Below are 24,611 nucleotides of genomic sequence, written 5' to 3'. Positions count from 1 at the left end.
GGTGAGCGGTTCACCAGCGCGCAGCTGATTTTCGGTCGCCCCACCGGCTGCCAGGATGTGCGGCATGAGTGAGAGAGATGTCGAGAAGACGTACACCGTCGAGGAGTTCGCGGCGAAGCTGCGCCGGCTGGCCGACGCGCTGGAGGCCGGGAAGCCGTTCCGGATCCAGATCGCGGGCGAGCGGTTCACCGTGCCGCGCAACGCGGCGATCAGCGTCGAGCACGAGCGTGGTGAGGACGAGGAAGAGGTGGAGTTCCAGCTGAAGTGGAAGCTGGCCGACGCCGACGAGGACCCCGAGGACGACGACGCGGTCTAGCTGACCCGGTACCTGGCCGGGGAGTGCCCGACGACTCGCGTGCAAGCGGCACTCCCCGAGCCCGGTGGTCGATACTTCACGCAGAGGTGACGCCCGGAGGGAGAACGCTGTGACGATCGCGGTGTACGGCGCTGGTGGGATCGGGTGTTACGTCGGAGGACGGCTGGTCGCCGGTGGGGCCGAGGTCGTCTTCGTCGGGCGGCAGCGGGTGGGCGACGAGTTGGCGGAGCACGGGCTTCGGCTGACCGACTACCTGGGTGCGGATCTGCGGGTGGACGGGCTGCGGTTCGAGACCTCTCCGGCGGCTGTCGCCGAGGCAGATCTGGTGCTGGTGACGGTGAAGTCGGCTGCGACCGAGGGTGCTGCCGACGAGCTGGCCGCCGTACTGAAGCCTGGTGCTGTCGTGGTGAGCTTTCAGAACGGTCTGCGGAACGGCGAAGTGCTGCGAGAGCGGCTGCCGGAGCAGATCGTGCTTTCCGGGATGGTGCCGTTCAACGTGCTGAACAAGGGCGGCGGGGCGTTCCACCAAGGCACCGAGGGCGGGCTCGATGTGCAGGAGCACGCGGCGCTGACGCCGTACGTCGAAGCGTTCGCGAACGCCGGCCTGCCGCTGAAGCAGCACGCGGACGTCCTGCCGGTGCAGTGGGCGAAGCTGCTGCTCAACCTCAACAACCCGGTCAACGCGCTGTCCGACCTGCCGTTGCGCGACGAGCTGTCGCAACGTGGATATCGGCGGTGTCTCGCCGCCGCGCAGGACGAGACGCTGAAACTCCTGCAGGCCAAGGGAATCCAGCCCGCCCGCCTCACCGCACTCCCCGCCGAGCGGATGCCGATGGTGCTCCGTCTCCCCGACTTCCTCTTCCGCCGCCTGGCGTCGAAGATGCTCGCGATCGACCCGTACGCCCGCACGTCGATGTGGGAGGACCTGCAAGCGGGGCGTCGCACCGAGATCGACTACCTGAACGGCGAAGTAGTCCGCTTGGCGGAGTCCCTCAATCGCACGGCGCCGATCAACGCCAAGCTGGTGGAGCTGATCCGCGCCGAAGAAGCCGGTCCGCGCCGAGCGTGGACGGGCGACGAGCTGTACAAGCAGTTACGGAGTTAAAGCTGCAGGTGGGAGCTGGTTCGGGTCACCGATCGGCCACTCGGCCGGCTTTGGGCCCAGCTCAGCCAGTGCGTCCAGCTGCAGCAGGCACCACGGCGACAAGCCCGGCCAGGCAGCGACGTCCTGCCATTCCACCCACTCGTACGCCGCGACCTCGGTCGGGTCCGGCTGGGGGTCGCCGTCCCACGTGACGCGGTAGACGGGGCAGAGCTCGTTCTCGACGATGCCTGCGGGCATCTCCGCGCGGTAGCGGAACTCCGGCAGGACCAGGTCGACCTGCTCCGCAACGACGCCGAGCTCGTCCGACAAGCGTCGTCGTACGGCGTCCGGAAGTGCCTCACCAGGCAACGGATGTCCGCAGCAACTGTTCGTCCACACGCCCGGCCAGGTGGTCTTCGTGTGCGCCCGCTGGGTCAGCAGCACGCGGCCGTGACGGTCGAAGACGTAGCTGGAGAAGGCCAGGTGCAGCGGCGTCGACGCGTGGTGCACGGTCGCCTTGTCCTCGGTGCCGATCGCCCGCCCTGCCTCGTCCAGCAGGACGACCTTCTCGGTGTTCACCCGGTCAAGCGTAGTGCTAGCCTGGCGAACGTGACGAAGCAGCAGGCGACGTATCGACCGGCTCTGGGAGGAGCCGGGAGCTAGTCGTTCCCTGAAGCAGCTTCACACCAGAGCCTCCGAGGCAGGAACCGTTCGGTTCCTGCCTCTTTCCGTTGCCGGGAGGCTCACCCGTGACCTCTCGCTGTCTGCTCCGAGAGGACCCCCATGAACGACGCCCAGGTCGTGATCGACCGACTACGGCGGACCACCGACACCATCGTCGGCGAGGCCGACCTCCGCACGCGGCTGCAGTCCGGCCGCCCGCTGCGGATCAAGTACGGCGTCGACTGCACCGCGCCCGACCTGCACCTCGGGCACGCCGTGAACCTGTGGATGATGCGCGGCCTGCAGGACCTCGGCCACACCGTCGTCTTCCTGCTCGGCGACCTGACGACGCGGATCGGCGACCCGACCGGCCGTAGCGAGACCCGCCCGATGCTGACGCCCGCGGAGATCGAGGTGAACGCGGCAGCGTTCCTCGAGCAGGTGTCGCTGGTCCTGCGCACCGACCCCGAGGTCTTCGAGGTACGCCGCAATTCCGAGTGGTACGACGCGATGGACGTCGCGACGCTGCTCGGCCTGTTCGCGCAGGTGACGCAGGCGCAGCTGATGGCGCGCGACATGTTCCGCTCCCGCGTCGCGGCGGGGCGCGAGATCGCGCTGCACGAGCTGACGTACCCGGTCCTGCAGGGCTACGACAGCTTCGCGCTCGACAGTGACCTGACAATCGTGGGGTCGGACCAACTGTTCAACGAGCAACTAGGCCGGCACTTCCAGCAGCGGCTCGGCGCCGAACCGCAGGTGGTGATCACCAGCACGATCACACCCGGCCTCGACGGCGGCCCGAAGCAGTCGAAGTCGCTGAACAACTACGTCGCGCTGACGGACTCACCGCGGGACAAGTTCGGCAAGCTGATGAGCCTGCCGGACGACCTGGTCGAGACGTACGCACGGGTCTACACCGAGCTCCCGCTGGACGCCGTCTCCGCACTCGGCAGTGCAGCAGCGGTCGGTGGTCCGGCGGCCCGCGACGCCAAGCTCAGACTCGCTGCGGCCGTGGTGACTCGCTACCACGGAGCCGGTACGGCGAGAGCCGAGCTGGACGCGTTCCAGCGGGTGTTCTCGCAGCGGACCGAGCCAGCCGACCTGCCGGAGGTGGTGATCGACTCGACGACACTGTCGGCGCTGGAGCTGCTGGTCGCCGTACGGCCTGACGTCAGCAAGTCGGAGCTACGACGGCTGCTGCGGCAGGGCGCCGTGAGTGTCGACGGGACTCGACTGACCGACTCCCAGCAGCTCGTCGACGTACAGGCCGGGACGGTGGTTCGCTCGGGCCGACGAACATGGCATCGAGTCCGGCGTAATTCGTAGGCGCCGACCGCTGGTTTGCCGGACCATCGGTGAGGTGAAGCCACAGAAGATTCTCGTGACGGGCGCCTCCGGCAATGCGGGTGGTGCCGTCGTACGCGCCCTGGCGGCGACGGGCGTACCCGGGAAGGCGTTGCTTCGGAACCCGCGTGAGCTTCCGGCTGGAATCGAACTCCTGCAAGGGGATCTCAACGCGCCTGAGTCCTTTGCGGCGGGGCTTGATGGGGTGAGTGGGATCTTTCTGCTGAGCGGGTATGCGGGGACCGAGGAGTTGCTGGCGAAGGCTGTGGCGGCTGGGGTTGAGCGGGTGGTGCTGCTGTCGAGCAGTTCGGTGGTCGGTACGACGACCGACAACGCGATCGCGGCGTACCACCTGGCGACCGAGCAGGCCGTCGAGGCGTCCGGATTGGAGTGGACGTTCCTGAGGCCGAACACCTTCATGTCCAACACGTTGCGGTGGCTAGATCAGGTTCGGGCGGGTGACGAGATCCGCGTGCAGTACCCCGAGGTGGCGATCTCGACGATTCATCCGGACGACATCGCGGACGTCGCGGTGCGGGCGTTGACGGAGGACGGGCACGGCAGTACGGCGTACCGGTTGACCGGACCGGTTGCGCTCCGGCCGGCCGAGCAGGTGGGGATTCTCGGCGAGGTGCTCGGGCGGCCGTTGCGGGCTGTCGAGCTGTCGCGGGAGGAGTCTCACGCGGAACTGCTGGCCGCGATGCCGGAGGCTTATGCGAACGCGATCGACGGGTTCTTCGGTGCTGGTGTCGTCGACGAGACCAGCGTCAACGACACCGTCGAGCAGGTCACCGGCCACCAAGGACGGACCTTGAAGGATTGGGTAGTGGAGAACGCCAGACGCTTCAGCTGACGCTGAGGGTTCGCAGGTGGTCGATCATCGTGTCGACGGACTTGATCAGCGGGTCCGGTGAGCGGCGGACCTGGCTGAGCAGGAGGCCGCCCTGGACGGCGGCGAGCATGGCGACGGCGAGCTGAGCGGTGTCGGCGGAACGGCTGAGCTCGCCGCGCTCCTGCATGCGGGTGAGGCCGTCCTGGATCAGCGCTTCCCACATCTGGAAGGCGTTCGCGAGCTGGACGCGGGCGACCGGGTCGGACTCGGACAGGTCGCTGGCCAGTGAGCCGAGCGGGCAGCCGCCGACGCACTGGGTGGCGGTGAGGATGCCGACCATCAGGTCCCGCCAGTTGCCGAGGGCATCGAAGTTGTCGAGCGTGTCGAGGCCCTGGCACTGGGCGTCCAGCACCTGGCCGGTCTGGTACTCGATCACAGCCAGGACCAGCGCGTTCTTGCCCGGGAAGTAGTGGTAGAGCTGCGACGGGCTGACCGCGGCCGCGCCCTGGATGTCCTCGACGGTGGTGCGCGCGACGCCCTGGTCGAGCATCAGCCGCGAGGCTGCCGCGACGATCCGCTCGCGGGTCGCCTGTCCCTTGCGTGTGAGTGCCACGGAATCGAGCGTACCGATTTTGGAGTTGATACTCCAATTTTGGATCCGCAGGATTGGAGCAACTACTCCAACCAGCGGAAGTGACTCTTCTGATGACTGCAGACTTCACCGGCCGGACCGCACTTGTCACCGGCAGCACCAGCGGCATCGGGCGCGAGGTGGCCAACCAGCTCGCCGCCCGCGGCGCGCACGTGATCGTCAGCGGGCGGGACACCGAGCGCGGCGAGGCCGCCGTAGCGGCGATCCGCGCGGACGGCGGCAAGGCCGACTTCGTCCAGGCCGACCTGACCGATCCCGCCAGCGTGACGCACCTCGCGGCGCGGGCCGTCGAGCTCGGCGGGCAGGTCGACGTACTGGTCAACAACGCGGGCCTGTTCCCGATCGCGCTCACGCCGGACGTGCCGGCGAGCGAGTTCGACACCGTGTACGCCGTGAACGTGCGCGCGCCGTTCTTCCTGGTCGCCGCGCTGGCGCCGGCGATGGTCGAGCGGGGGTACGGCGCGATCGTCAACGTGACGACGATGGTGGCCACGTTCGGGATGGCCGGGATGGCGGTCTACGGCTCGAGCAAGGCGGCGCTGCAGCTGCTCACCAAGACGTGGGCCGCGGAGTTCGGGGCAGCCGGCGTACGGGTGAACGCGGTGAGCCCTGGGCCTACTCGCACCGAGGGCACTGCGGTGCTCGGTGAGAACCTCGACGGCTTCGCGTTGACCACACCGCTCAACCGCGTCGGCCGTCCTGAGGAGGTGGCCGCCGGGATCGTCTGGCTCGCCTCCGACACCGCCAGCCTGGTCCACGGCGCGATCCTCCCGGTGGACGGCGGGCGCCTGGCGGTCTGACGGCCTCCACTTTGAGCACCGGCTCCTCGACAACGGCTGGGCCGTGCTCAACGTGGGCTGTCAGTACCTGGCGACGTCGTCGAGCGAGCGCAGCTCGTCCCGCCCGCGGCGGATCTCCACCGTCTCGGTGACCTCGGCGACATCCTCCCAGGGCAGGTACCAGACCTGCCCGAGCCGCCGGTGGACCAGCCAGCGCAGCAACGCCGGACCGACGTGCCGCTCGTACCCGAACAGCCGGGTCGCGCGCTTCTCCACCACGATCAGCCCGTCGATCCGCAGCGCGGCCTGCTGGGAAGCGAGCAAAGGGCCGTCCTGCACCAGCCTGATGTCGGCGACCCCGCCGATGTCATTGCCCTCGGCATCGACCACGCGGCGCCCGAGCAGCTCATTCAGTCGCATCGCCGGCTCCTGGAATCCGGTCGATCACGTGATGCTCGACCCAGTCGTCGTGGCGGTCCAGGTCGAGATCCTGGTTGAGGATCTTCACGGCGGACCCGATCTCGGTGATCTGGTTGGCCGGGATCGTCTGGTGGCCGGAGATCAGCGCGGTGACCACCGGTACGTCGGCATCGAGGTCGAGCTCGACGTCGTCGATCTTGCCGAGCATGCGCCCGGTGTGCAGATCCAGCAGCTGCCGGTCGAGCAGGTGCAGCTGCGCGTGCAGTACCCGTCCACTCATCACTGCCCCGCTTTCGTCACGATCATCAACGGAATCGCCGCGATCGACGCCACCAGCAGCAACCCCAGGTAGATCAGCGCCAGGAAGTTGCGCACGGCCCCGTTCTTCGCCGTACCCATGTAGTCGGGGTCGTTGGCAACGATCAGGATCGGCAAATAGGTCAGCGGCAGGGCCATCGCAGCGAAGACGACTGAGTACTCCGTCACCTTCACCGGGTCGACCGCGGTCAGCAGGGTCAGCACCGACAGCAGCAGGCAGATGATGATCACGAGGTGGAACCGCGAGGCCTCGCGCGGGCGGACAAACTTGCCCCACTGCCAGCCGCGGTACTGCGCGATCGTGTAGCCGCAGGACAGCGCGGTCTCCAGCGCCGCACCGAAGGTCGCCGCGAACATCCCGATCAGGACGACCGCCAGCCCGACCTTCCCGAGCGCGACCGCCGTCGGCAGGGCGACCTGGCCGAGGGTGCTCACCTGGATGCCGGCCGGAAGGAACACCACCGCCGCGCAGCCGGCGATCGCGAGCGACAGCAGCCCGCCGAGCGGGAACCCGATGAACACGTTCGTGCGCTCGGTCGCGAGATCCCGTCGCGTCCACTTCTCCTCGACGCCGCCGGAGGAGAAGAAGAACACCTCGTACGGCGTCATCGCGGCCCCGAACAGCGCGATCGCGTAGTACGCGTACGTCGCCCAGGACTCGTGGCCGATCGGGTGCGGGCTGGTCGCTTGGTGCAGGAGCTGCCCCCAGTCCGGCCCGAGCTTCCACAGCGCGACGGCGAAGACGATCAGCAGCAGCCCGAGCAGGCCGAAGGTGGTTTCGAGCTTGGAGAACTTGACCCGCCAGATCACCAGCCAGACCGCGATCGCGGCGAGCGGCATCCAGAGCAGGTAGTTCACGCCGCTGGCCAGCTCGAAGGCGAGCGCGACGCCGCCGATCTCCGCGACCAGCGTCAGCACGGTGACGAGGAACGACGAGACCAGCGTGACGAATCCCGTGCGTGGGCCGAGGCGCTCGCGGATCAGGTCGAAGACCGGCCGGCCCGAGACGGCGACGACGCGGCCGGCCATGTCGGCGTACAGGCAGATCCCGATCACGCCGACCACGACGACCCAGGCCAGATGCATGCCGAAGCGGGCGCCGACGAGCGCGTTGGTGACCAGGTCCCCGATGTCGACGAACCCGCCGATAGCGGTCAGGATGCCGAGCGTGACGGCGAGGAGCTTCTTCACCGCGCCAGCTCCGTCAGCTTCTCCGCGGTCTTCTCCAGTACGCCGACCTGCTGCGCCGCGGCGGCCTTGTCGTCGTTCTTGAGGGCGATCCGGAGCGTCGTCACCGCCTTCGCGGCGTCGTCCAGGGCCTTGCTGTACTCGTCGTACAGCTTCTGGGCCTGCTCAGTCGTCGGCTGCTGGCTGTCGAAGCCGGAGACGATCCCGTCGAGCGCCTTCTCCGAGTCGGCAACCAACTGGTTGGCTGGTTGCGCCCAGACCTTGCCGTCCAGCAGTTGCTGTACGGCGACCCGCGCGGTCCCCACCTCGGCCGCAGCCTCCCGCGCCGCCTGAGCGCCGGCATCCTGAAGCTTCTGCTCAGGGCCGGCGCAGGCGGTCAAGCTGACGAGCAGCAGAACCCCAAGTACCCACCGCATCCGCCACTCCCAGGTCCGATAGTCGTGCACTCGGCCCGGTACCCATCGGCGGTGGATATAACCTGCGGGCAACTACCTGCGCGAAGGCCCCCAGGCAATGCCCATCAGGCCGTCGGGCTGAGGGCGGCGACGTACTCGGCGCCGGTGGTGGCGGTGCCGAAGCGGGGGAAGACGTAGGAGACGGCGAAGTCGTGGGCCTTGGCGTCGAGGCCGGTCATCGCGTCGGTCAGGTAGATGGTGTTGTAGCCAAGGTCGTCGGCGGCGCGCCCGGTCGACTCGACGCCGAAGTTGGTGGCGATGCCCGCGAGCACGATCGTGTCGATGTCCTTGCCCCGCAGCGCCTCGTCGAGCCCGGTGTTCGCGAAGGCGCCCACGGTCCGCTTGACGATCTCGAGGTCCCCAGGCTGCGGATCCAGCTCAGGCGCCAGCTCACTCCCCTCAGGCTGTACGCCGACGCCCGGCCGCTCCACCCGCACATGCACCACCAGCCCACCCACGGACCGCGTCGCCTTCGCCAGCGCAACACACCGCTCGAGCACCTCACCCCCACCCAACGGCCCGGTTTCCAGAGCAATGATCCGAGGCATCAGATCAATCAACACCAGCGCCGTCCGCCGAGGCTCCAAACTGAACGAAGTCATCCCCCGACCCTAGCCACCAACCAACCCACAGGCGAGGGAGCCGGGGCGGGGACGGGGTGGGGCGGCGCGCGGCGCGGGGTGCAGGGCCCGCGCCGGGGCGGGGACGCGGTGGGGCGGCGCGCGGCGCGGGGTGCAGGGCCCGCGCCGGGGCGGGGACGCGGTGGGGCGGCGCGGGCTGCGGGGCCCAGCGCGGGCTCGCCTTTCTCCGGCGAGCGAAGCGACGCCGGGGGCGACCGCCCCCTCCCCCCACCAAACACCCAGGCCCCGCGCGCAGCGCGGGGCCTGGGGGTTTGGTTCGTGCTACTTCAGACCAGCTGCCAGTTGGTCGGCGTACTGGGTGTCTTTCTCCTTGGCCGAGAAGCCGAAGCGGTAGGTGCCTCCCTCGTAGGTGCCTGGCGGGAGTGCTCGGCCGCCGGGTTGCCACAGGGGTTGCCAGGCGACAGCACCGTTCGGGGCGTCGTACCAGTGGTTGTCGGTCGACCAGGCCGAGCCTGCCTTGTACGCCGTGACGACGCTCAGGCCCGGGCCCGTCGCCATCGACCACGCGGGCAGACCGGCGACATCACCGTTGCGGTCGAACCCACCCGGGTCACCTTGCACAGGCAGCGCCGAGTCGACGTTCAGCGCGACCTCCCAGACCGGCGCGGTCGTCGTACCGCGGACGTTCCACCGCAGTTGCGTGTCGAACGTCCGAGCACCGAACGCGAACGACCAGTCCGCCGTCACCGGCTCGTCGTTGAAGGTGATCCCCTTCAACGTCAACCGATCCTTTCGAGCCTCAACCCGAGCCGCCGGCCCAGCAGTATCCGTCGCCCCGAAGTTGCCCACCGCCAAGTACGGCGCAGTCGATCGCGACGACGAGTCCAGCGCGGCCTTGTACTTCCCACGCCCCGACGGATCAACAGCAAGCGACTTCAACGCCGACGAAGGAGCACTCTGGATGTCCGCTCGGTAGTACTTCGTCGAGACGACCCGCCCCTTCGTCACCTGCAGCGCATCGAAGTCCAGCGGAGCGACGTACAGACCGCCCTTGCCCCACCCAGCGCCGGTGACCCACCACTTGCGCCCGTCCTGCACGACCTCGGCCGCGTGCGCCGCGATCGTCCCGACCAGCTGGTCGATGGTGAACTTCAGCGGATCCTTGCTCTTGTAGACCTTCGTCGACTCGTACCCACCGTCACAGCAGACGAACAGATACCAGTCCGACCCCCGCTGCACCACGAACGGCGACTCCGTCGGCCCGCCGAACGTCCCCGTCGCCGGATGCTGGAACGCCGTCTTCCGCTCGCTCCAGTGCCGCAGATCCGGGCTCGTTCGATAAGCAACGATGTGATTCCCACCGGCAGGCGTCGAGTTGGCCGTGTAGTACATGACCCACTGGTTCCCGACCCGGTGCACCATCGGGTCCCGCCCGTCGAACCCGTCCGTGAACAGCGGATTCGCCGCCGTGTCCCGGGTCCAGTTGACCAGGTCCTTGGACGTCGCCAGCTGCATCTTGTACGCCGTGTGGTCCTCGGTCCCACCCGCGTAGAACATGTAGTAGGTCCCGGCGTCGTACATCACGTACGGCGCCCAGATGTGGCTCTCCCCCGCCGCCGGATCCGCGAACAACGCCGGCGCCTGCTTCGTCCACGGTCCGTTGGGCGTCGGCGCCGTCGCGTGCCCGAAGCTCTTCTCGTCCAACGGGTTCGCCGGCTCCGCGTGCGTGATCGCGTACACGTGCCACGTCCCGGTCGCGTGGTCCTGCACGAGCGTGTGGTCGTTGTAGTACCACTGCTCGTTCTCGCCCACGCTCGGGTCGTACACCTTCACGAACTTGCCGGCCGCAACGACCCGGTCCACCTGCACGTACGGCGTACTGCGCACCCGGTCGTCACCGCCTCCTCGTCCGGCCGACGCCGGCAGGGCTGCCGCGCTCAGAACGGCAGCTCCCGCCAACGCCGCCAGGATCCTTCGCCCGCGCATCAGCCGAGCTCCAGATCCAGCAGGTCCACGCCGGCCAGGAAGTTGGTCGCCGCGGCGTTCTTCCCGGTCAGCGTGACGCTCAACTGATGCTTGCCCGCAGCAAGCGCCGCGTTGCCCAGGTCAACCTTCTGGGTCGCGACCCCGGTCGCCTGGTACCCGTCGAACGACACCGGCGTACCGCCGTCGACCGCCAGGTCCACGATCCCGTAGTCGGCCGCCTTGGTCAGCACCGAGGACAGCTTGTACGTCCCGGCCGACGGCACCGAGAACTCGAGCACCACCTTGTCACCTGCCTTCGTCCCGTGAATCCACAGTTGACTCCCGCCGGACCAGCTCACTCCGCAGCAGCTGCCCTGCGGATCCACCGGCACCGTCGCCGACACCGCCGGCAGCAGCGCCTCGGCCTCGACCCGGATCGTGCTGCCCGACGTCGCCTGCGCGACCGCCGACTTCGCGCTCTCGTGCCCGGCCAGGTCGACCGCCGAGACCCGGTACTTCCAGGTCTCCTTCAACCCGAGCGCCTTGTGCACGAACCCCGGCACGGTGCTAGTCCCGATCAGCTTCTCGGCCGCACCGGCCTTCGCGCCGTACACCTTGTACGCCGCGATGCCGCTGTCGTCCAACGACTCCGACCAGGTCAGCCCGATCGCGTTGTCGGTCCGCCCGGTCGCGACCAGGTTGGCCACCGGCGCGGGCGCCTTGCGGTCGGCGTACGGGATGACGAGCGACTGCACGGTGTACGCCGCCGCCGTCCACGCCGGTGCTCCCGCGGTCGGCCGGAGCTCGATGCTGAGCTTCGTCCGCCCGAAGGTGAGCGACGCCGGGAGCTGGTAGTTGTCGTCCAGCCAGCGCTGCCGATCGTTGCCGAGGGCCTGCAACCAGGTGCCCGCGTCCTTGCCGTTGACAATCACCTTCGCGGACTGCCAGGCAACGTTCTGATCGCTGGTCCGGCGCAACGTCACGCCCCGGTTGACCGGGTCGATCTTCACGTCGAACTTGACCGGAGTCGTTGCCGACCGCACCTGGTCGGTCAGCACGGTGTCGTCGTGGTCGCCCTCGTAGACCGACGTGAGGTCCGCGGTCTGCGCACCGGAGTCGGCGTACTTGTGCTCGGCCCGGCTGCTCGCCGAGCCGGTGTCGATCCGGTCCGTCTCCCGGGCGCCGAACGCGGCGCTGGTGTAGAGGAACGCGGTCGAGCCGTAGATCGACGCGTGATCGTTCTGCTGCCCGTGCTCGATGCCGAAGGCCAACTGATTCTGGAACCCGATCGAGTCGGTGATGTGCAGGCGGAACGCGCTGTCGCACTCGACCTCGCACTCACCGGCCTTCACCTCGTGCCCGGAGTTGCCGTGGAACGGCGTCGAGTACGTGCCCTGGTTGAAGTACCAGCCCGACTCGTAGTAGTCCTCGGTCCCGGTGCCGTGGATCGCCGGGGTGCGCTCGCCGTCGACGTACACACGCTCGTCGCCCTCGAGGTAGCCGCGGGTGTTGCCGTCCGGCTGCAGCCCCTCCATGGTGTGCGAGACGCCGACGAACTTGCCGCGCCCGGTGGCCTCGGCGATCGTCCAGTCCTGGCCGTAGACCGGCTCGGCACGGTGCGAGATCGCAGTGAAGTACCCGCTTTTGCCGGTCAGCAGGTCGACGGCAGCGCTCGCGTCACGCGCACCCGTCACCTCGGACGTGCCCTGCAGCTTGTACGGCGTGGTGTTGACGAGCGTGACGGTCGCGCGCGCCAGGTACGGCATCGGCCACCAGGACGAGTACCAGCCGTCCGGGTCCATCGCGAAGAACAGGCTCTTCACCGGGTTCTCACCGAGACCGGAACCGAAGAACTCACCGATCGGCGCGTCCACCTGCTTCTTGCCGTCGACAACCACCTGCACCCGGACGCCGGCCAGCAGGGCGTCGGAGGACTTCACCCGCGCCGCATCCTCGGGCGTGACGGCGTACGGCATCGAATGCGTGCCCGACCAGGCCTGCTTGTCGATCACGTACCCGTGCGCCTGCTCGTCGGCGACGTGGTTCGGGCCGACGTCGACGGTGTCCGTGCGCTTCGCCGTACCGCCGACCATCGAGTCGGCCCAGTAGGTGAACTCGTTGAAGTCCAGGTCGGAGGAGACGAACTCGTTCTTCACGGTGATCTGCGACTTGCCCGCGGTCGCGCTGGCCGGCAGGTCGACGACCTGGTCGTTCCACTGCGCGCCCTGCGCGGGCAGCGGCGCCCACTCGCCGACCTTGACGCCGTCGACGAGCACGTTGGCGCGCTGGTTGCCGATCCGCAGGTCCATCCGCCGGGTCAGCTTCACGCCGGTGTTGGCCGGGTCGAGCTTGACGGTGAACTGGCTGGATCCGGTGAAGGCGCGGCCGTCGTCGGCGTACGCCGCGAGGTCGAGCCCGACGATCTGCGGCAGCTTCAGCCGCAGCGCGCTGAGCTCACCCGGACCGTAGCTGTCGGCAAGCGTCATCTGCTTGCCCGCGGCAAGGTTCACTGCCTTGCTGGTGGTCTTGGCCGCCGGGTTCTTGGGCTTCGGGTCCTTGGTCCCCGATGCCTGCAGCAACTTCACGACGTCCTCGGCCTTGTCGGCCGGGTCGAACGTGCTCACGCCGTTCGCGTCGGGGAACTCGCGGTAGTCGACGTGGTAGAAGTACGGGTTGCTCTGCGTGGTGACCTTCATCGACTGCTTGTACGGCATTGGGACCCGGATGTAGACGCCGCCGCTGGTCTCCAGCGCGTTCGCGACCAGCGGGAAGACGAACGGCGCGCCGAGCTTGCCGTCCACCAGGTCCTGCAGGCTCGCGTCCACCACCTTCTTGCCGTCGAGCTCGACGGTGATCTTGCCGGTCTTGGTGACGTCACCCTCGTCGCGGGTGAACCAGATCGAGGCGATCTCGCCCGGACCGGCGTCCTCGGCGATCACGCAGCCGGAGGCGTCCGTGCGCAGGCACGAGTACTTGCCGTCGAACCCGTCGTTGTTGGTGCCGTCGCGGCCGAAGCTGGAGAACTGCTTGGTCCGGACGCCGTTCTGGAGCTCGGGCAGGCGGTCGAGCCGCCGGTAGACGTCCCAGCCGACCGGGCCGTTGCCGCTGGACGCGCTCGGCCCGGCGTACGAGGTCGGAGTGGCTGAGGCGGTGAGGGCTGTCGTGGCGGGAAGAACGAGGACTGCTCCGAGGAGAGCCGCGGCGGTGCGTCGCAGCAACCTGGTCATAGGCGGAGACCTTCCGGGAGACCTGGGAAATCGATTTCTCAGTGTCTACCATCCGCGTCGCCGCCTTGAGAAGAGTTCGGTACGCAGATTCTGGAATGAACCCGCGGTTCCACCAGTTGGTCACCCGATGGGCCGCCGTGTTGCCATCCGCGACAGACTGGACCCCGCAGTCCGTTCCTCCAGTCCTCACCCGCAGGAGACACCGATGAGTTCTGCTCCAGCCCAGATCGCCGTCACCGGCCTCGCCGTGATGGGCCGCAACCTGGCCCGGAACCTGGCCCGCAACGGCTTCCGCGTCGCCGTGCACAACCGGTCCCAGGGCCGCACCGACGCCCTGATCAAGGAGTTCGGTCACGAGGGCGAGTTCGTCGCGGCCGCCGATCTCCCGGCACTGGTGGAGTCGCTGGAGACGCCGCGCAAGATCATCATCATGGTCAAGGCCGGCGAGCCGACCGACGCCGTGATCGACGAGCTGGTCCCGCTGCTGGACGAGGGCGACATCGTCGTCGACGCCGGCAACGCGCACTTCGCCGACACCCGCCGCCGCGAGGACGCCCTGAAGGCCAAGGGTCTGCACTTCGTCGGCGCCGGCGTCTCCGGTGGCGAGGAGGGCGCACTGAACGGGCCGAGCATCATGCCCGGCGGCTCGACCTTCGCGTACGCCGCGCTGGAGCCGATGCTGACCAAGATCGCCGCGCACGTGAACGGGGAGTCGTGCTGCGTGCACGTCGGCCCGGACGGCGCCGGCCACTTCGTCAAGATGCTGCACAACGGCATCGAGTACGCCGACATGCAGCTGATCGCCGAGGCCTACGACCTGCTCCGGCACGTGCTCGGGCTGTCCGCCCCGGAGATCGCCGACGTGTTCCGCGAGTGGAACACGGGCGACCTCGAGTCGTTCCTGATCGAGATCACCGCGGAGGTGCTGTCCCAGGTCGACGAGTCGACCGGCGGACCGTTCGTGGACGTCGTACTGGACCAGGCGGAGCAGAAGGGCACCGGGCGCTGGACCGTGCAGGTCGCGCTCGACCTGGGCATCCCGGTGAGCGGGATGGCGGAGGCCGTGTTCGCGCGGTCGCTGTCGGGTGACGTCGTACGGCGTGAGGCCGCGGCCGGCGTACTGCCTGGTCCGTCGGGCAAGGTCGACGTCGATCGGGACGCGTTCATCGAGGACGTGCGGCACGCGCTGTACTCGTCGAAGCTGGTCGCCTACGCGCAGGGCTTCGACGCGATCCGCGCGGCGTCCGAGCAGTACGGCTGGGACATCGACCTGGGCGCGATGGCGACGATCTGGCGCGGCGGGTGCATCATCCGGGCGCGGTTCCTGGACCGGATCAAGGAGGCGTACGACCGCGACGCGAACCTGCCGTCGCTGCTGGTCGACGACTACTTCAAGGAGGCCGTCGCGAACGGGCAGGAGGCGTGGCGCCGGGTTGTCGGCGTAGCGGCTTCGGCCGGCGTACCGGCTCCTGGCTTCTCGGCTTCGCTGTCGTACTACGACGGCCTGCGCGCGGAGCGGCTGCCGGCGGCGCTGATCCAGGGTCTGCGGGACCTGTTCGGTGCGCACACGTACCACCGGGTGGACCGCGAGGGTTCGTTCCACCTCGACTGGTCGGGTGACCGCAAGGAGCACGACGCCTGAGGTCGTTGATCTGAGGTAGTTGATGCGGCAGTGGGATTGGCGCTGAGATCGAACATATGTTCTAATGTTTTCTCAGCGCCAGCCCGCTTCGGCGGGGACATGTTCACCCAGGGAGATCGCCGCAACGATGACCGTAGACACTTTTGCAGCAGAAGCCCAGACCGACGCCGTCGACACTCCCGCCGAGGCGATCGACTCTCCGGCCGACGTGATGGCTCCCGACGCGGCCGCCTCCTCCTCCGACACGACGGCGCCCTCGTCCGCGGACGACGCGTCCTCCGCCGACGCCCCGGCTGAGGCCACCTCGGCCCCGGTTGCCGAGAAGCCGAAGAAGGCTCCCGCCAAGAAGGCGCCGGCGAAGAAGACCAAGACCCTCGAGCTGACGCTGACCGTCACCGGCACCGCCGACGGCGAGTGGAAGGCCGAGCTGAAGCAGGGCAACAGCTACATCGCCAAGAACCTGCTCGTCGCCGCCGCGGCCGTCTCTCGTGCCGCCAAGGAACTGCACGAGGACCTGTCCGGCCCGATCGACGAGGTCATCGACGCCGCCCGCGAGCAGCAGGCCGCCAAGGTCGCCGCCCTCGAGGCCGAGCTCGAAGCCGCCAAGCGCGCCCTCGCCGAGCTGGACGACTAGCAGCACCCCACGATCCCGCAGCCGGACGCGGTCTTCCCCCAACTCCGGCCGTGGAACCCCTGGGTGGGGTCAGAGGCGTCCGCCCCCACCCAGACGCACTGAGGAGCATGCCGGGCCGTTTTCCCAACGGCCCGGCATGACGCGTTTCGGGGGTTAGTCGGCAGTTGGTTGCGCTGGCCGCCGGGTCGGCCGCAGCCGCGCGGGCCCAACCGGTGAGCCGACCAGCAACCTGACCCCCAGCCGGTCAGCCGGTCAGCCGGTCAGCCGGTTAGCAGCATCAGCTCCAGCCGCCCCACCACCGAAGCCAAGGGTGAGCACCTCACCCACCGGCCCCGAGGTGACCCACGCGTGCATCTCCCCGACCGCGGGCGGCACGGAGGGTTGCGCCGTACGAGCGGCGCTGTCCAACACCTCCAGTTGCATCGAGGTGAACAGCGGATGCTCCCGCTCGTACGGGTGGTTGGGGGTGAACCTTGGTCAGGGTGTCGCGGGCTCTGGGGGGCGGGGGCCGGCGAGGAGGTAGACCACTGTGGCGGACAGGCAGAGGAAGGTGGCGGCTCCGAAGCTGGCGACGGTGAAGCCGTGGACGGTGGCGAGTTGGGTGGAGGCGGGGTGCGTTTGGAGGTAGCCGGAGGTCGCTGTGCCGGCGATCGTGCTGAGCAGGGCGGTGCCGAGGGATGCGCCGATCTGCTGGGAGGTCATCACCATCGCGCCGGCGACGGCGGTGTCCGGTCCGGCGTCGAGCGTCGCGGTGCTGTTGGCTGTCACGAGCATCAGGCCAGTACCGAGCCCGACCAGCAGGAACACCGCCAGAACGTGCGGGAAGTAATGGCTGTCGACCCGCAGCAGCCCGAGCAGAACCATGCCGACGGCAACAATCAGCAGTCCCGGCGACAGCAGCCGGCGGACCGCCGTACGGGCGATCGTCGCACCCACGATCCGTACGCCGACCATCAGCCCGACGGTCAGCGGGAGGAACGCGAGCCCGGCCTTGACGGGTGAGTAGCCGAGGACGTTCTGCAGGTAGAAGGTCAGGAAGAACAGCGCCCCGAACATGCCGGCCGCCAAGGCGAACACGGCCAGGTAGCAAGCGGCCCGGCGGCGATTCAGCACCACCCGCAGAGGCAGCAGAGGGGCGGCGACCCGGCCTGCAGACCAAACGAACAACGCCAGCGCCACAACACCGAAGGCCAGCAGACCGATCGTGACCACCGACGCCCAGCCATCGGACTCGGCCTGCGCGAACCCGGCGACGAGAGCCATCAGCCCAGAGGTCGCGAGCAGTACGCCGACCAGATCCACCCGTACGCCGGTAGCCCGCGGGCTGGGCCGTACGGCGTACAGCACCCCCGCTCCGGCGGCGAGCGCGATCGGCACGTTCACGAACATGCACCAGCGCCAGTTGAGGTAGTCGGTGAGGACCCCGCTGAGCACCACACCGAGACCCGACGAGCTCCCGATCGCAGTGCCGTAGATCCCGAAGGCCTTGCCGCGTTCCCTCGGCGTCGGAAAGGCGACGGCGAGCGTCGCGAGGATCGACGGGGTGAGCAGCGCGGCGAAGATCCCTTGCAACGCTCGCGATCCGAGCAACATCCCCGGTCCGGTCGCCGCGCCACCGATCACCGAGGCGACCAGGAAGCCGCCCAGGCCGATCAGCAGGCTGCGTCGGCGGCCGAGCAGGTTCGACAGCCTTCCGCCCAGGAGCAGCGGACTGCCGTACCCGAGCGCGAAGGCGGTGATCACCCACTGCCGCGCCGGATCGGAGAGACCGAGATCCAACTGAACGGACGGCAGCGCAACGTTCATCACCGTCAGGTCGAGGCCGATCATCAACTGGGCCGTCGTAACGGCGGCAAGCGCCCACCAGCGGCGGGGGTCGTGAGTCATCACGTTCCTTAACTGAACAGATGTAGTGCTACGACTGTAGCGTGACGGCCGTAGCGCTACGATGGCGGCCATGCAGACGACGACGGCGCGGGACCGCAACCGGCGCGGGCAGGGCGAGCGGCTGCGCGAGGAGATCGTCACGACCGCCGTCCGGATGCTCGACGAACTCGGTGACGATCAGCCGTTGTCGATGCGCGCCGTCGCGCGCGAGATCGGCGTCGCGGCGACCTCGGTCTACCTGCACTTCGCCGACCGCGACGAACTCGTGCTCGCCGCGTTGAAGCACGCGCACGCGGAGCTGGCCGAGGCGGTTCAGCAGACCGCGGGTCTGGATCCGGCAGTCGAACTGCGAGCTCGCATCCTGGTGCTCGGGAGCTGGGCCAGTGATCACCCCGGGCTCTACAAGGTGCTGACCGAGAGCACGCTGAACCAGCGTGCGGACATGTCGTTCCGGCTCGTGATCCGCGAGCAGACCGCGGAGGTCGTACGGCGTTGCATGGACGCCGGCCTGGCCCCGGCGGACGACCCCACGGCCGTCGCCTTCGACCTGCGCGCCGCCGTCCACGGCGTCCTGTCGATGCGCGTCAACCAACCGGATCTCGACTGGCCGCCGCTGAGCGAGCAAGTGGATCGCTACCTGGTGAAGCTCGTCGGCCTCAGCCCTGGCGCATCGAACCACTGAAGCCTGCGCCACTCGGGGCCTGCTTTGGTGACCAGTTGGCGGAGATCGCGCAGGTCACGCGGCGGGCAGTTCCAGCCGAGTACGCCGACCACCGTGTCGTTCTCGATATAGGCGACAGCGAACCTACGGTCGTCCGGATCCCCGTGCACCACACTCGTCGCTGCATCGCGCGGGAAGATGCCGTAGGCCTGCAGGCGTACGTCGTACTGGTCGCTCCAGAAGTACGGGACGGGCGTGAACGGCTGGTCTGCACCGAGCAGGTTGGCGGCCACGGCCGTGCCCTGTTCGGTCGCGTTGAGGCGGTGCTCGACGCGCATCCGGCGGTCGAAGCGCGGGTTGTACCAGGACGCGACGTCGCCTGCGGCGTAGATCCCTGGCGCCGCGCGACAGTGAGCGTCGCACTCGACACCGTCGCCGATCGGGAGACCCGAGCCCGCGAGCCACTCGGTCGCTGGGACCGCGCCGATCGCCACCACGACCACGTCCGCGTCGAGCACCGTTCGGTCGGTCAGCTCGACGCCGTTCACCCTGCCGTCCGTGGAGAGGAACCGCGCGACGCCTGAGTTCATCCGCAGCCGGACGTCGTGATCGCTGTGGGTCTGCGCGACAAGCTCTGCAATCCGTACGCCGAACTGCCGCTGCAAAGGCGCCGGCGCGGGGTCGACCAGAGTGACGTCGAGACCGAGACCACGAGCGGCCGCAGCGACTTCGGTCCCGAGGAACCCGGCGCCGACGACGACCACCTTCGGTCCGGTCAGCAGGATCGTGCGCAAAGCCAGAGCATCGTCCACCGTCCGCACGGTGTGCACGCCGGCCAGGTCGCTGCCGGGCAGGCGCCGAGGCCGAACACCAGTCGCAATCACCAGCCCGTCGAATGCCAGCAGCTCATCAGCCGACCCCTCGGAGACGCCGGGCAGCGACGGGCCCGGCCGCGACGGGCGCCGGGCAGCGTCGGGCCTGCCGGCGAACGGCCCAAGTCGGACCGTGCGTCGGGAGACGTCCAACCCGACCGCGGTCTGCCCGAGCCGGAGGTCGGCGTCCAGCCGGCTGATCGCGGCCTCGTCGCGGAGCAGCACTCGGTCCGGTTCCCACAGCCCGGAGAGTACTTGCTTGGTCAGCGGCGGCCTGTCGTACGGCGCATGCTGCTCCTCACCGATTAGCGTCAGTCGGCCGTCGTACCCCTTGCTGCGTAAGGCTTCCGCGGCGGCCAACCCCGCAGCCGACGCACCGACAACCACAACCTGGCGAACCATCAGCGGTCAGCCCTCGACCGTGATCGCCAGCGCCGGGCAACCCGCCGCCGCGTCCTGGACCTCCGCGAGCCGGTCCTCGGACGGACTGTCGTCCAGCACGACCGCGATCCCGTCCTCGTCGCGCTGGTCGAACACCCCGTCCGCCGCGAACACGCACTGCCCGGACGCAACACACCGGTCCTGGTCCACGAACACCTTCATCGGCCGACCCCTCCGTTCGCCGTACCGGCGGTCGTCAGGGAGTCGCCGGCCTGCTGCGCGTCGAAGCGACCACCCGGCTGTTCCCGCGCGTCCCGTCCACCGGCGGCCCGCGCGTCTTGTCCAACGGCCCGCGCGTCCTGTCCGGCGGCCCGCGCGTCCTGTCCACCGATGGTCCGCGCGTCCCGTCCACCGCCGGCGGCCGCACGGCGCGCGCCGGGCTTGCGGCGTTCGAGCAGCCAGTCGGTGAGCACCAGCAGGAGCAGCGGGCTGAGCCAGACGCCGATGCTGATCGCGGTGTTCTCCATCAGCTGCTCGTTGCCGCCGAAGGATTCGTCCACCCGCGGGGTCAGGATGATCATCGCCGGGATGTTGATCACCCGGCTGAACGCGATCGACATCGCCAGCGCGAAGCTGCGCGACATCCACCGGCGGTGCTCGTCGTACCGCCGCTGCCGAGCCAGCCGGAACGCGCCGACCGTGAAGATCAGCCACAGCGTCGGCCCGACGAGGTTGGCGACCCGGACGGACGGGCCGGCCGAGGTGTACCAGCCGATGTAGAGCCCGAGCAGCGCGGCGGGGATCACGGTGAACACGTAGATCCGCCCGGTGATCCGGTGCCCGCGCCGGTGCTTGGTGCGGAACGCCGGCCAGACCTGGAAGCAGGCGGTCGTCATGCAGACGGTTCCGAGCAGGACGTGCGCGACCAGGAACGGGTAGTAGAGCTCGTTGCCCGGCGGCGGCTCCAGGCGCGAGTTCGCCGGATCGAAGGTCAGGTACGGCGGCACGGAGAACGACAGGAACGCCGCGACCGCGAACATCAGCGGCACGATCCAGGTGCGGCGCCACCACACCTGCTTGCGACGGGGCGGAGACGTCGGTGGTGCGTTCAGGGTCGAGGTCATGAAACTATGTATAGCATACGTAAAACGTACGACGTACATAGATTTAGGATGACGCAGGACAACGACGGCGGGATGGTGGATGGCGACACGCGACGGCAAGGACCCGGACCTCCAGCGCAGCGTGACGCTGCTCTGGGCGGGGCGACCCGAAGGACAGCGCGGTCCCCGGCGCCGCCTCAACGTGGAGGAGATCGCGCAGGCCGCGGTGCGGATCGCCGACGCCGACGGGCTCGAGGCGCTGTCGATGCAGCGGATCGCCACCGAGCTCGGGTACTCGACGATGGCGCTCTACAACCACATCCCGAACAAGGACCTCCTGCTGGAAGTCGCCGCCGACATCGGGGCAGGCGCTCCGCCCGACCTCGACGACGCCGAGGACTACCGACAGGCGGTCCGCGGCTGGGTCGACGCGCTGTGGACCGGCTTCCGGCAACGCCCCTGGATGCTGCGGGTCCCGCTCGACCACGCGCCGATGGGCCCGCACCAGCTCGCCTGGCTCGAGCGCCTGCTGCGTCCGCTGCTCGCCGCCGGCCTGGTCGGCGGCGAGGCGCGAGTGGCCGCGCTGCACCTGACCGCGGTCGTCCGGGGTGCGGCGCAGATCAGCATGAACATGGCGAGGGAGCTCAAGACCGACGACGGGATCCCGCGCACGGACGCCGACGTGGAGCAGCTCGTCGCCGAGTTCATCGACCCGGAGCAGTTCCCGGCACTGACCGCGGTCCAGGCGGCCGAGCGCGCGGGCGAGCGTCCGGAACCGTCCGACGGGTTGCCGTTCGAGCTCAGCTTCGGGGTGGACCGGTTCCTCGACGGAGTCGAGAGCTGGGTCGCGGCGAATCGCCGTACAGAGCAAGACTGAACGCGTGTGACGTAGTCGGCGCGCCGTGTCCTGGGCAGGGGCCTCCTGTGCGCCGTACCGTGTTTGCTCTGGGTTCACCTTTCGGGCCCTGACCGCTCCGAACAGAAGAGGTCAGATGAGCACCTTCCAAGACCTGGGATCGCTGCTACTGGTCCGCGGCGCTGACGAGCTGGATCACGCCGGCGGCACGCTCTACGTCCACCTGCACCGGGTCGCGAAGCGGCTCACCACCCTCGGCTCCTCGGACACCCTGGTGATCGCCGGGCTCGCCCACGCGGCGTACGGGACCGACGGATTCCCGACCCACCTCTTCGACTGGCAGCAGGAACGGCCGGTCCTGGAAGCGGTGATCGGGCCGGAGGCCGAGCAGCTCGTCTACCGGTACGGCGCGTGCGAGCGCGAGACCACCTGGCGTGACCTGGCCGAGCACCACACCGTCACGGACCGGTTCACCGGTACGTCGGAGGAGCTCAGCACCGCCGAGCTGCGCGAGTTCGTCGATCTCACGATCGTCAACGAGCTGGACGTTCTCGACCACGCGCCGCAGCTGGCCGGGAAGCTTCGCCCGTACCTGCAGGAGCTCGTCCCGCGCTGGCAGTCCCTCGCCTCTCCCGCGGTCCTCGCCGACGCGAGCCGGGCGCTGGAGCTTTCGCACGCCGCCGGCGAGGAGCTTTCGCCCGCCTAGCCGCGCCTATTGGTGGCCCAGCTCGCGCATGGTGGTGAGCACCAGCGCGAGCAGGAGCGCGATGACGCCTGCCGCCGTACAGAGCCAGAGCGGGAAGTCGGTGAAGGCCGTCGTGCCCGCGAACGCCAGCGGGCCGGCATGGACGCCGACGAGTCGTCGGTGCCTGCGGAGCAACCGCAGGATCGGCGGCGCCGGCATCCCGATCGGGGCGAGCAGGACGAGTGCGACCAGCCCGATCACCAGGCCACGGTGGTCCACGACGAGCGCGGTGACCAGCAGCCACAGCAGCGGCGCGAACACGAGCAACCACCACGGCGGTTGCCACACTTCCGGCTGAGCTACCTCAGGTCCGGTTTCGCTCTCCGACACGGCACTGCGCCTCCTCACGCGCTGCCCCCGGCCTACGAGTCTGACAGGTCCGGAACCCTTCCTGGAAACGGTAGACCGCGACGGCCAACCGCACGCTCGCCCAGCTCGGCATTCCGGCGGCTGAGGTCGACTCCCCCGACTCTGCGTGCCACCAGGGATCACTAACATCCGGCAGCATGACTGCCTCCCGCATCGAGCAACCGGCTGACCTCGAGACCGTTCGTACGTCGTACGACCGCGTCGCGGACAACTACGTCGAGATGAACCTCGGGGACATCACGACGTACCCGTGGCTGCGGACCGCGATCGACGGCTTCGCCGCCGCGGTGCAGGGTCTTGGGCCGGTGCTCGATGTGGGCTGCGGGCCTGGGGATGTCACGGCCTACTTGGCTGAGCGCGGGCTCGACGTCTCCGGGGTCGATCTGTCGGAGCGGATGATCTCGCATGCTCGGCGACTGCACCCTCGGCATTCTTTTGCAGTCGCCTCGGCGACCGAACTGGAGCTTTCGGACTCTTCGCTGGGCGGGATTCTCGGGTGGTGGTCGTTGTTCAACCTGCCGCGCGAGGTGCTTCCGCAGGTGTTGGAGACCTTCGCCCGCGCGCTGGTGCCGGGCGGGCACCTCATTCTCGGCATGCACCAAGGCGACGGCGAGCTCAAGCGGACGCAGGCGTACGGCGGGGTGCCGGTCGCGTGGACGACGTACCTCTGGCAGCCCGACGCGCTGTGGGCGTTGCTGGCCGCGGCCGGCTTCTCTCCGGTGGCCGACCTCCGGCTCTCCGAGAGCGTCGCGGGCGTTCCGTCACTGGTGCTGGTGGCGCGGGCTTAGCTGCTTGAGTACGGCGGCGTACGCGCGAGGGTGAGACGTGTTCCCGTTGTGGCCGCCGGGGAACTGCTGCAGGTCGGCGTTCACCAGGTCGGCCAGGGCAGCGGCGCACTTGCGGTCGAACACGGTTTGCGGCGTCGTTCGGCCGACGGCCGGGATGATGCGGGTGGGCACCTGGTGGAGCCGGGCGACGTCCAGGGTGTCGTGAACGACGGCGGTGAAGTCGTGCTCGATGAAGAAGCCGAAGTTGCTCACCCGCTGGGCGTTCATCGGCTGCGGGGTGAGGTCGGGCTCGGCGTCGGGATTGGCCGGATCGACGCCGAGCACCTCGACGACGACCTTGAGCGCTTCGGCCAAGCCGTCGCGGCGATGGACCTGCTGGATGTGTTCGAGTTCGTGCTCGTGGCGGGCGCGCTCGTCGGCGGGAAGCAAGCGCGGGGTGACTGGTTCGTGGGCGATCAGGGTGCCGAGCTGACCTGGGTGGTCGACGGCAACGTGGAGCCCGATCGAGGCGCCGAGGCTGCAGCCGAGCATGGTCACGGGCTCGTTGGTGAGCTCTTGGAGCAGCAGGTGTACGTCGTACGCGTGCTCGGTCAGGGTGACGCCTTGCTCTGGGCTTTTGATGACGCTGCGCGAGAGGCCGCGTCGGTCGTAGGTGATCACGGTGTAGTCGTCGATCAGCTGGTCCACGAGATCCCGGCTGCGGTCGGCGTCGCCTTCGCCGGACTGCGAGATCAGCAGTAGTGGGCCGGTTCCTCGCACCTCGTAGTACAGGACTGCTCCCGGCACGTTCATCGTCGTCATGTGCTTCACCGTAAAGCATCAGTTTTGATACATCAATCCTGATACAGT

General features: G+C 68.9%; 26 protein-coding genes. 11 read left to right on the top strand and 15 right to left on the bottom strand.

Translation table 11 applies throughout. The annotated features are described in order from the left end of the window. Positions 1 to 64 precede the first annotated feature (64 nt). The gene (locus tag ACYVIO_RS17080) at positions 65 to 316 is read left to right on the top strand and encodes an amphi-Trp domain-containing protein (protein WP_184804913.1); all 252 of its coding nucleotides are present in this window, start codon (positions 65 to 67) and stop codon (positions 314 to 316) included. Between the two features lie 109 nt (positions 317 to 425). After that, on the top strand, positions 426 to 1,421 hold the full coding sequence (locus ACYVIO_RS17075; RefSeq protein WP_460651757.1) for a 2-dehydropantoate 2-reductase: 996 nt from the start codon (positions 426 to 428) through the stop codon (positions 1,419 to 1,421). Here the strand turns inward: ACYVIO_RS17075 and idi are convergent. Next, positions 1,410 to 1,979 (bottom strand): isopentenyl-diphosphate Delta-isomerase, encoded by a 570-nt coding sequence (gene idi, locus ACYVIO_RS17070; protein WP_460651756.1) that lies wholly within the window; start codon positions 1,977 to 1,979, stop codon positions 1,410 to 1,412. The genes ACYVIO_RS17075 and idi overlap by 12 nt on opposite strands. Before the next feature lie 204 nt (positions 1,980 to 2,183). Between idi and tyrS the strand changes: the two genes are divergently transcribed. Both tyrS and ACYVIO_RS17060 read left to right on the top strand, forming a co-directional pair. Then, positions 2,184 to 3,389 carry a tyrosine--tRNA ligase gene (tyrS, locus tag ACYVIO_RS17065; protein WP_460651755.1) on the top strand — a complete coding sequence of 402 codons (1,206 nt, stop codon included), beginning with the start codon at positions 2,184 to 2,186 and terminating at the stop codon, positions 3,387 to 3,389. A 34-nt stretch (positions 3,390 to 3,423) separates the two neighbouring features. Then, entirely contained in the window at positions 3,424 to 4,260 is an 837-nt protein-coding gene (locus ACYVIO_RS17060) for an NAD(P)H-binding protein (RefSeq protein ID WP_460651754.1), read from the top strand. Here ACYVIO_RS17060 and ACYVIO_RS17055 read toward each other — a convergent pair. Continuing rightward, on the bottom strand, positions 4,253 to 4,852 hold the full coding sequence (locus ACYVIO_RS17055; RefSeq protein ID WP_460651753.1) for a TetR/AcrR family transcriptional regulator: 600 nt from the start codon (positions 4,850 to 4,852) through the stop codon (positions 4,253 to 4,255). The two genes, ACYVIO_RS17060 and ACYVIO_RS17055, sit on opposite strands and share 8 nt — an antisense overlap. Before the next feature lie 92 nt (positions 4,853 to 4,944). On the opposite strand from ACYVIO_RS17055, the gene ACYVIO_RS17050 reads away from it, so the two are divergent. After that, on the top strand, positions 4,945 to 5,691 hold the full coding sequence (locus ACYVIO_RS17050; protein WP_460651752.1) for an SDR family NAD(P)-dependent oxidoreductase: 747 nt from the start codon (positions 4,945 to 4,947) through the stop codon (positions 5,689 to 5,691). A gap of 60 nt (positions 5,692 to 5,751) precedes the next feature. Here ACYVIO_RS17050 and ACYVIO_RS17045 read toward each other — a convergent pair whose 3' ends face one another. The 7 genes from ACYVIO_RS17045 to ACYVIO_RS17015 all read right to left on the bottom strand — a co-directional run bounded on the left by ACYVIO_RS17045 (position 5,752) and on the right by ACYVIO_RS17015 (position 13,824). After that, positions 5,752 to 6,090, bottom strand: coding sequence for a hypothetical protein (locus tag ACYVIO_RS17045; RefSeq protein WP_460651751.1), 339 nt, complete (start codon positions 6,088 to 6,090; stop codon positions 5,752 to 5,754). After that, complete coding sequence (locus ACYVIO_RS17040) at positions 6,077 to 6,370, bottom strand: hypothetical protein (RefSeq protein WP_460651750.1); 294 nt, start codon at positions 6,368 to 6,370, stop codon at positions 6,077 to 6,079. The genes ACYVIO_RS17045 and ACYVIO_RS17040 overlap by 14 nt, the downstream gene beginning before the upstream one ends. Continuing rightward, a complete protein-coding gene (locus tag ACYVIO_RS17035) occupies positions 6,370 to 7,599 on the bottom strand; it encodes an NRAMP family divalent metal transporter (RefSeq protein ID WP_460651749.1) in 1,230 nt (409 codons plus the stop codon). The genes ACYVIO_RS17040 and ACYVIO_RS17035 overlap by 1 nt, the downstream gene beginning before the upstream one ends. After that, a complete protein-coding gene (locus ACYVIO_RS17030) occupies positions 7,596 to 8,012 on the bottom strand; it encodes a hypothetical protein (protein ID WP_460651748.1) in 417 nt (138 codons plus the stop codon). The genes ACYVIO_RS17035 and ACYVIO_RS17030 overlap by 4 nt, the downstream gene beginning before the upstream one ends. A gap of 104 nt (positions 8,013 to 8,116) precedes the next feature. Then, on the bottom strand, positions 8,117 to 8,653 hold the full coding sequence (locus tag ACYVIO_RS17025; protein ID WP_460651747.1) for an isochorismatase family protein: 537 nt from the start codon (positions 8,651 to 8,653) through the stop codon (positions 8,117 to 8,119). A 300-nt stretch (positions 8,654 to 8,953) separates the two neighbouring features. Beyond that, on the bottom strand, positions 8,954 to 10,618 hold the full coding sequence (locus tag ACYVIO_RS17020) for a glycoside hydrolase family protein (protein ID WP_460651746.1): 1,665 nt from the start codon (positions 10,616 to 10,618) through the stop codon (positions 8,954 to 8,956). Further along, on the bottom strand, positions 10,618 to 13,824 hold the full coding sequence (locus ACYVIO_RS17015) for a DUF2961 domain-containing protein (protein ID WP_460651745.1): 3,207 nt from the start codon (positions 13,822 to 13,824) through the stop codon (positions 10,618 to 10,620). The genes ACYVIO_RS17020 and ACYVIO_RS17015 overlap by 1 nt, the downstream gene beginning before the upstream one ends. Before the next feature lie 205 nt (positions 13,825 to 14,029). Here ACYVIO_RS17015 and gndA point away from each other — a divergent pair, with 205 nt between their 5' ends. Continuing rightward, entirely contained in the window at positions 14,030 to 15,466 is a 1,437-nt protein-coding gene (gene gndA / locus ACYVIO_RS17010) for an NADP-dependent phosphogluconate dehydrogenase (RefSeq protein WP_460651744.1), read from the top strand. A 127-nt stretch (positions 15,467 to 15,593) separates the two neighbouring features. Then, positions 15,594 to 16,100, top strand: coding sequence for a DUF6319 family protein (locus ACYVIO_RS17005; protein WP_460651743.1), 507 nt, complete (start codon positions 15,594 to 15,596; stop codon positions 16,098 to 16,100). A 477-nt stretch (positions 16,101 to 16,577) separates the two neighbouring features. Here ACYVIO_RS17005 and ACYVIO_RS17000 read toward each other — a convergent pair whose 3' ends face one another. Further along, positions 16,578 to 17,987: an MFS transporter gene (locus ACYVIO_RS17000; protein ID WP_460651742.1), complete on the bottom strand. Its 1,410-nt coding sequence runs from the start codon at positions 17,985 to 17,987 to the stop codon at positions 16,578 to 16,580. Positions 17,988 to 18,057: 70 nt separating this feature from the next. On the opposite strand from ACYVIO_RS17000, the gene ACYVIO_RS16995 reads away from it, so the two are divergent. Then, positions 18,058 to 18,669, top strand: a complete 612-nt coding sequence (locus tag ACYVIO_RS16995; RefSeq protein ID WP_460651741.1) for a TetR/AcrR family transcriptional regulator — start codon at positions 18,058 to 18,060, stop codon at positions 18,667 to 18,669. On the opposite strand, the gene ACYVIO_RS16990 is transcribed toward ACYVIO_RS16995, so the two are convergent. The 3 genes from ACYVIO_RS16990 to ACYVIO_RS16980 are packed head-to-tail and all read right to left on the bottom strand — an operon-like array spanning position 18,621 to position 21,025. Next, entirely contained in the window at positions 18,621 to 19,922 is a 1,302-nt protein-coding gene (locus tag ACYVIO_RS16990; RefSeq protein ID WP_460651740.1) for an NAD(P)/FAD-dependent oxidoreductase, read from the bottom strand. The genes ACYVIO_RS16995 and ACYVIO_RS16990 overlap by 49 nt on opposite strands. 6 nt (positions 19,923 to 19,928) lie before the next feature. After that, on the bottom strand, positions 19,929 to 20,123 hold the full coding sequence (locus ACYVIO_RS16985) for a ferredoxin (protein ID WP_460651739.1): 195 nt from the start codon (positions 20,121 to 20,123) through the stop codon (positions 19,929 to 19,931). Beyond that, the gene (locus ACYVIO_RS16980; protein WP_460651738.1) at positions 20,120 to 21,025 is read right to left on the bottom strand and encodes a DUF2306 domain-containing protein; all 906 of its coding nucleotides are present in this window, start codon (positions 21,023 to 21,025) and stop codon (positions 20,120 to 20,122) included. The genes ACYVIO_RS16985 and ACYVIO_RS16980 overlap by 4 nt, the downstream gene beginning before the upstream one ends. Before the next feature lie 79 nt (positions 21,026 to 21,104). Between ACYVIO_RS16980 and ACYVIO_RS16975 the strand changes: the two genes are divergently transcribed. Together ACYVIO_RS16975 and ACYVIO_RS16970 are read left to right on the top strand one after the other, a co-directional pair. Continuing rightward, positions 21,105 to 21,881 (top strand): TetR/AcrR family transcriptional regulator, encoded by a 777-nt coding sequence (locus ACYVIO_RS16975; RefSeq protein WP_460651737.1) that lies wholly within the window; start codon positions 21,105 to 21,107, stop codon positions 21,879 to 21,881. Positions 21,882 to 21,996: 115 nt separating this feature from the next. Next, on the top strand, positions 21,997 to 22,566 hold the full coding sequence (locus ACYVIO_RS16970) for a DUF6817 domain-containing protein (protein WP_460651736.1): 570 nt from the start codon (positions 21,997 to 21,999) through the stop codon (positions 22,564 to 22,566). A 6-nt stretch (positions 22,567 to 22,572) separates the two neighbouring features. Here ACYVIO_RS16970 and ACYVIO_RS16965 read toward each other — a convergent pair whose 3' ends face one another. Next, entirely contained in the window at positions 22,573 to 22,935 is a 363-nt protein-coding gene (locus ACYVIO_RS16965; RefSeq protein WP_460651735.1) for a hypothetical protein, read from the bottom strand. 176 nt (positions 22,936 to 23,111) lie between these two features. On the opposite strand from ACYVIO_RS16965, the gene ACYVIO_RS16960 reads away from it, so the two are divergent. Beyond that, positions 23,112 to 23,762: a class I SAM-dependent methyltransferase gene (locus tag ACYVIO_RS16960; protein ID WP_460651734.1), complete on the top strand. Its 651-nt coding sequence runs from the start codon at positions 23,112 to 23,114 to the stop codon at positions 23,760 to 23,762. On the opposite strand, the gene ACYVIO_RS16955 is transcribed toward ACYVIO_RS16960, so the two are convergent. Further along, on the bottom strand, positions 23,736 to 24,563 hold the full coding sequence (locus tag ACYVIO_RS16955) for an alpha/beta fold hydrolase (RefSeq protein WP_460651733.1): 828 nt from the start codon (positions 24,561 to 24,563) through the stop codon (positions 23,736 to 23,738). The genes ACYVIO_RS16960 and ACYVIO_RS16955 overlap by 27 nt on opposite strands. Between the last annotated feature and the right edge of the window lie 48 nt (positions 24,564 to 24,611).

It is taken from the genome of Kribbella endophytica, from assembly GCF_054781295.1.
Note: the sequence above shows the minus strand (reverse complement) of the source record. Positions and strands in the feature narration are given on the sequence as shown.

What these genes read in the sequence shown, in the direction of transcription:
- ACYVIO_RS17080 (WP_184804913.1), top strand. Translation starts at nt 65, where the DNA reads ATGAGTGAGAGAGATGTCGAGAAGACGTACACCGTCGAGGAGTTCGCG.
- tyrS (WP_460651755.1), top strand. Translation starts at nt 2,184, where the DNA reads ATGAACGACGCCCAGGTCGTGATCGACCGACTACGGCGGACCACCGAC.
- ACYVIO_RS17050 (WP_460651752.1), top strand. Translation starts at nt 4,945, where the DNA reads ATGACTGCAGACTTCACCGGCCGGACCGCACTTGTCACCGGCAGCACC.
- ACYVIO_RS17045 (WP_460651751.1), bottom strand. Translation starts at nt 6,090, where the DNA reads ATGCGACTGAATGAGCTGCTCGGGCGCCGCGTGGTCGATGCCGAGGGC.
- ACYVIO_RS17040 (WP_460651750.1), bottom strand. Translation starts at nt 6,370, where the DNA reads ATGAGTGGACGGGTACTGCACGCGCAGCTGCACCTGCTCGACCGGCAG.
- ACYVIO_RS17030 (WP_460651748.1), bottom strand. Translation starts at nt 8,012, where the DNA reads ATGCGGTGGGTACTTGGGGTTCTGCTGCTCGTCAGCTTGACCGCCTGC.
- ACYVIO_RS17025 (WP_460651747.1), bottom strand. Translation starts at nt 8,653, where the DNA reads ATGACTTCGTTCAGTTTGGAGCCTCGGCGGACGGCGCTGGTGTTGATT.
- ACYVIO_RS17020 (WP_460651746.1), bottom strand. Translation starts at nt 10,618, where the DNA reads ATGCGCGGGCGAAGGATCCTGGCGGCGTTGGCGGGAGCTGCCGTTCTG.
- ACYVIO_RS17015 (WP_460651745.1), bottom strand. Translation starts at nt 13,824, where the DNA reads ATGACCAGGTTGCTGCGACGCACCGCCGCGGCTCTCCTCGGAGCAGTC.
- gndA (WP_460651744.1), top strand. Translation starts at nt 14,030, where the DNA reads ATGAGTTCTGCTCCAGCCCAGATCGCCGTCACCGGCCTCGCCGTGATG.
- ACYVIO_RS17005 (WP_460651743.1), top strand. Translation starts at nt 15,594, where the DNA reads ATGACCGTAGACACTTTTGCAGCAGAAGCCCAGACCGACGCCGTCGAC.
- ACYVIO_RS17000 (WP_460651742.1), bottom strand. Translation starts at nt 17,987, where the DNA reads ATGACTCACGACCCCCGCCGCTGGTGGGCGCTTGCCGCCGTTACGACG.
- ACYVIO_RS16995 (WP_460651741.1), top strand. Translation starts at nt 18,058, where the DNA reads ATGCAGACGACGACGGCGCGGGACCGCAACCGGCGCGGGCAGGGCGAG.
- ACYVIO_RS16990 (WP_460651740.1), bottom strand. Translation starts at nt 19,922, where the DNA reads ATGGTTCGCCAGGTTGTGGTTGTCGGTGCGTCGGCTGCGGGGTTGGCC.
- ACYVIO_RS16985 (WP_460651739.1), bottom strand. Translation starts at nt 20,123, where the DNA reads ATGAAGGTGTTCGTGGACCAGGACCGGTGTGTTGCGTCCGGGCAGTGC.
- ACYVIO_RS16980 (WP_460651738.1), bottom strand. Translation starts at nt 21,025, where the DNA reads ATGACCTCGACCCTGAACGCACCACCGACGTCTCCGCCCCGTCGCAAG.
- ACYVIO_RS16975 (WP_460651737.1), top strand. Translation starts at nt 21,105, where the DNA reads ATGGCGACACGCGACGGCAAGGACCCGGACCTCCAGCGCAGCGTGACG.
- ACYVIO_RS16970 (WP_460651736.1), top strand. Translation starts at nt 21,997, where the DNA reads ATGAGCACCTTCCAAGACCTGGGATCGCTGCTACTGGTCCGCGGCGCT.
- ACYVIO_RS16960 (WP_460651734.1), top strand. Translation starts at nt 23,112, where the DNA reads ATGACTGCCTCCCGCATCGAGCAACCGGCTGACCTCGAGACCGTTCGT.
- ACYVIO_RS16955 (WP_460651733.1), bottom strand. Translation starts at nt 24,563, where the DNA reads ATGACGACGATGAACGTGCCGGGAGCAGTCCTGTACTACGAGGTGCGA.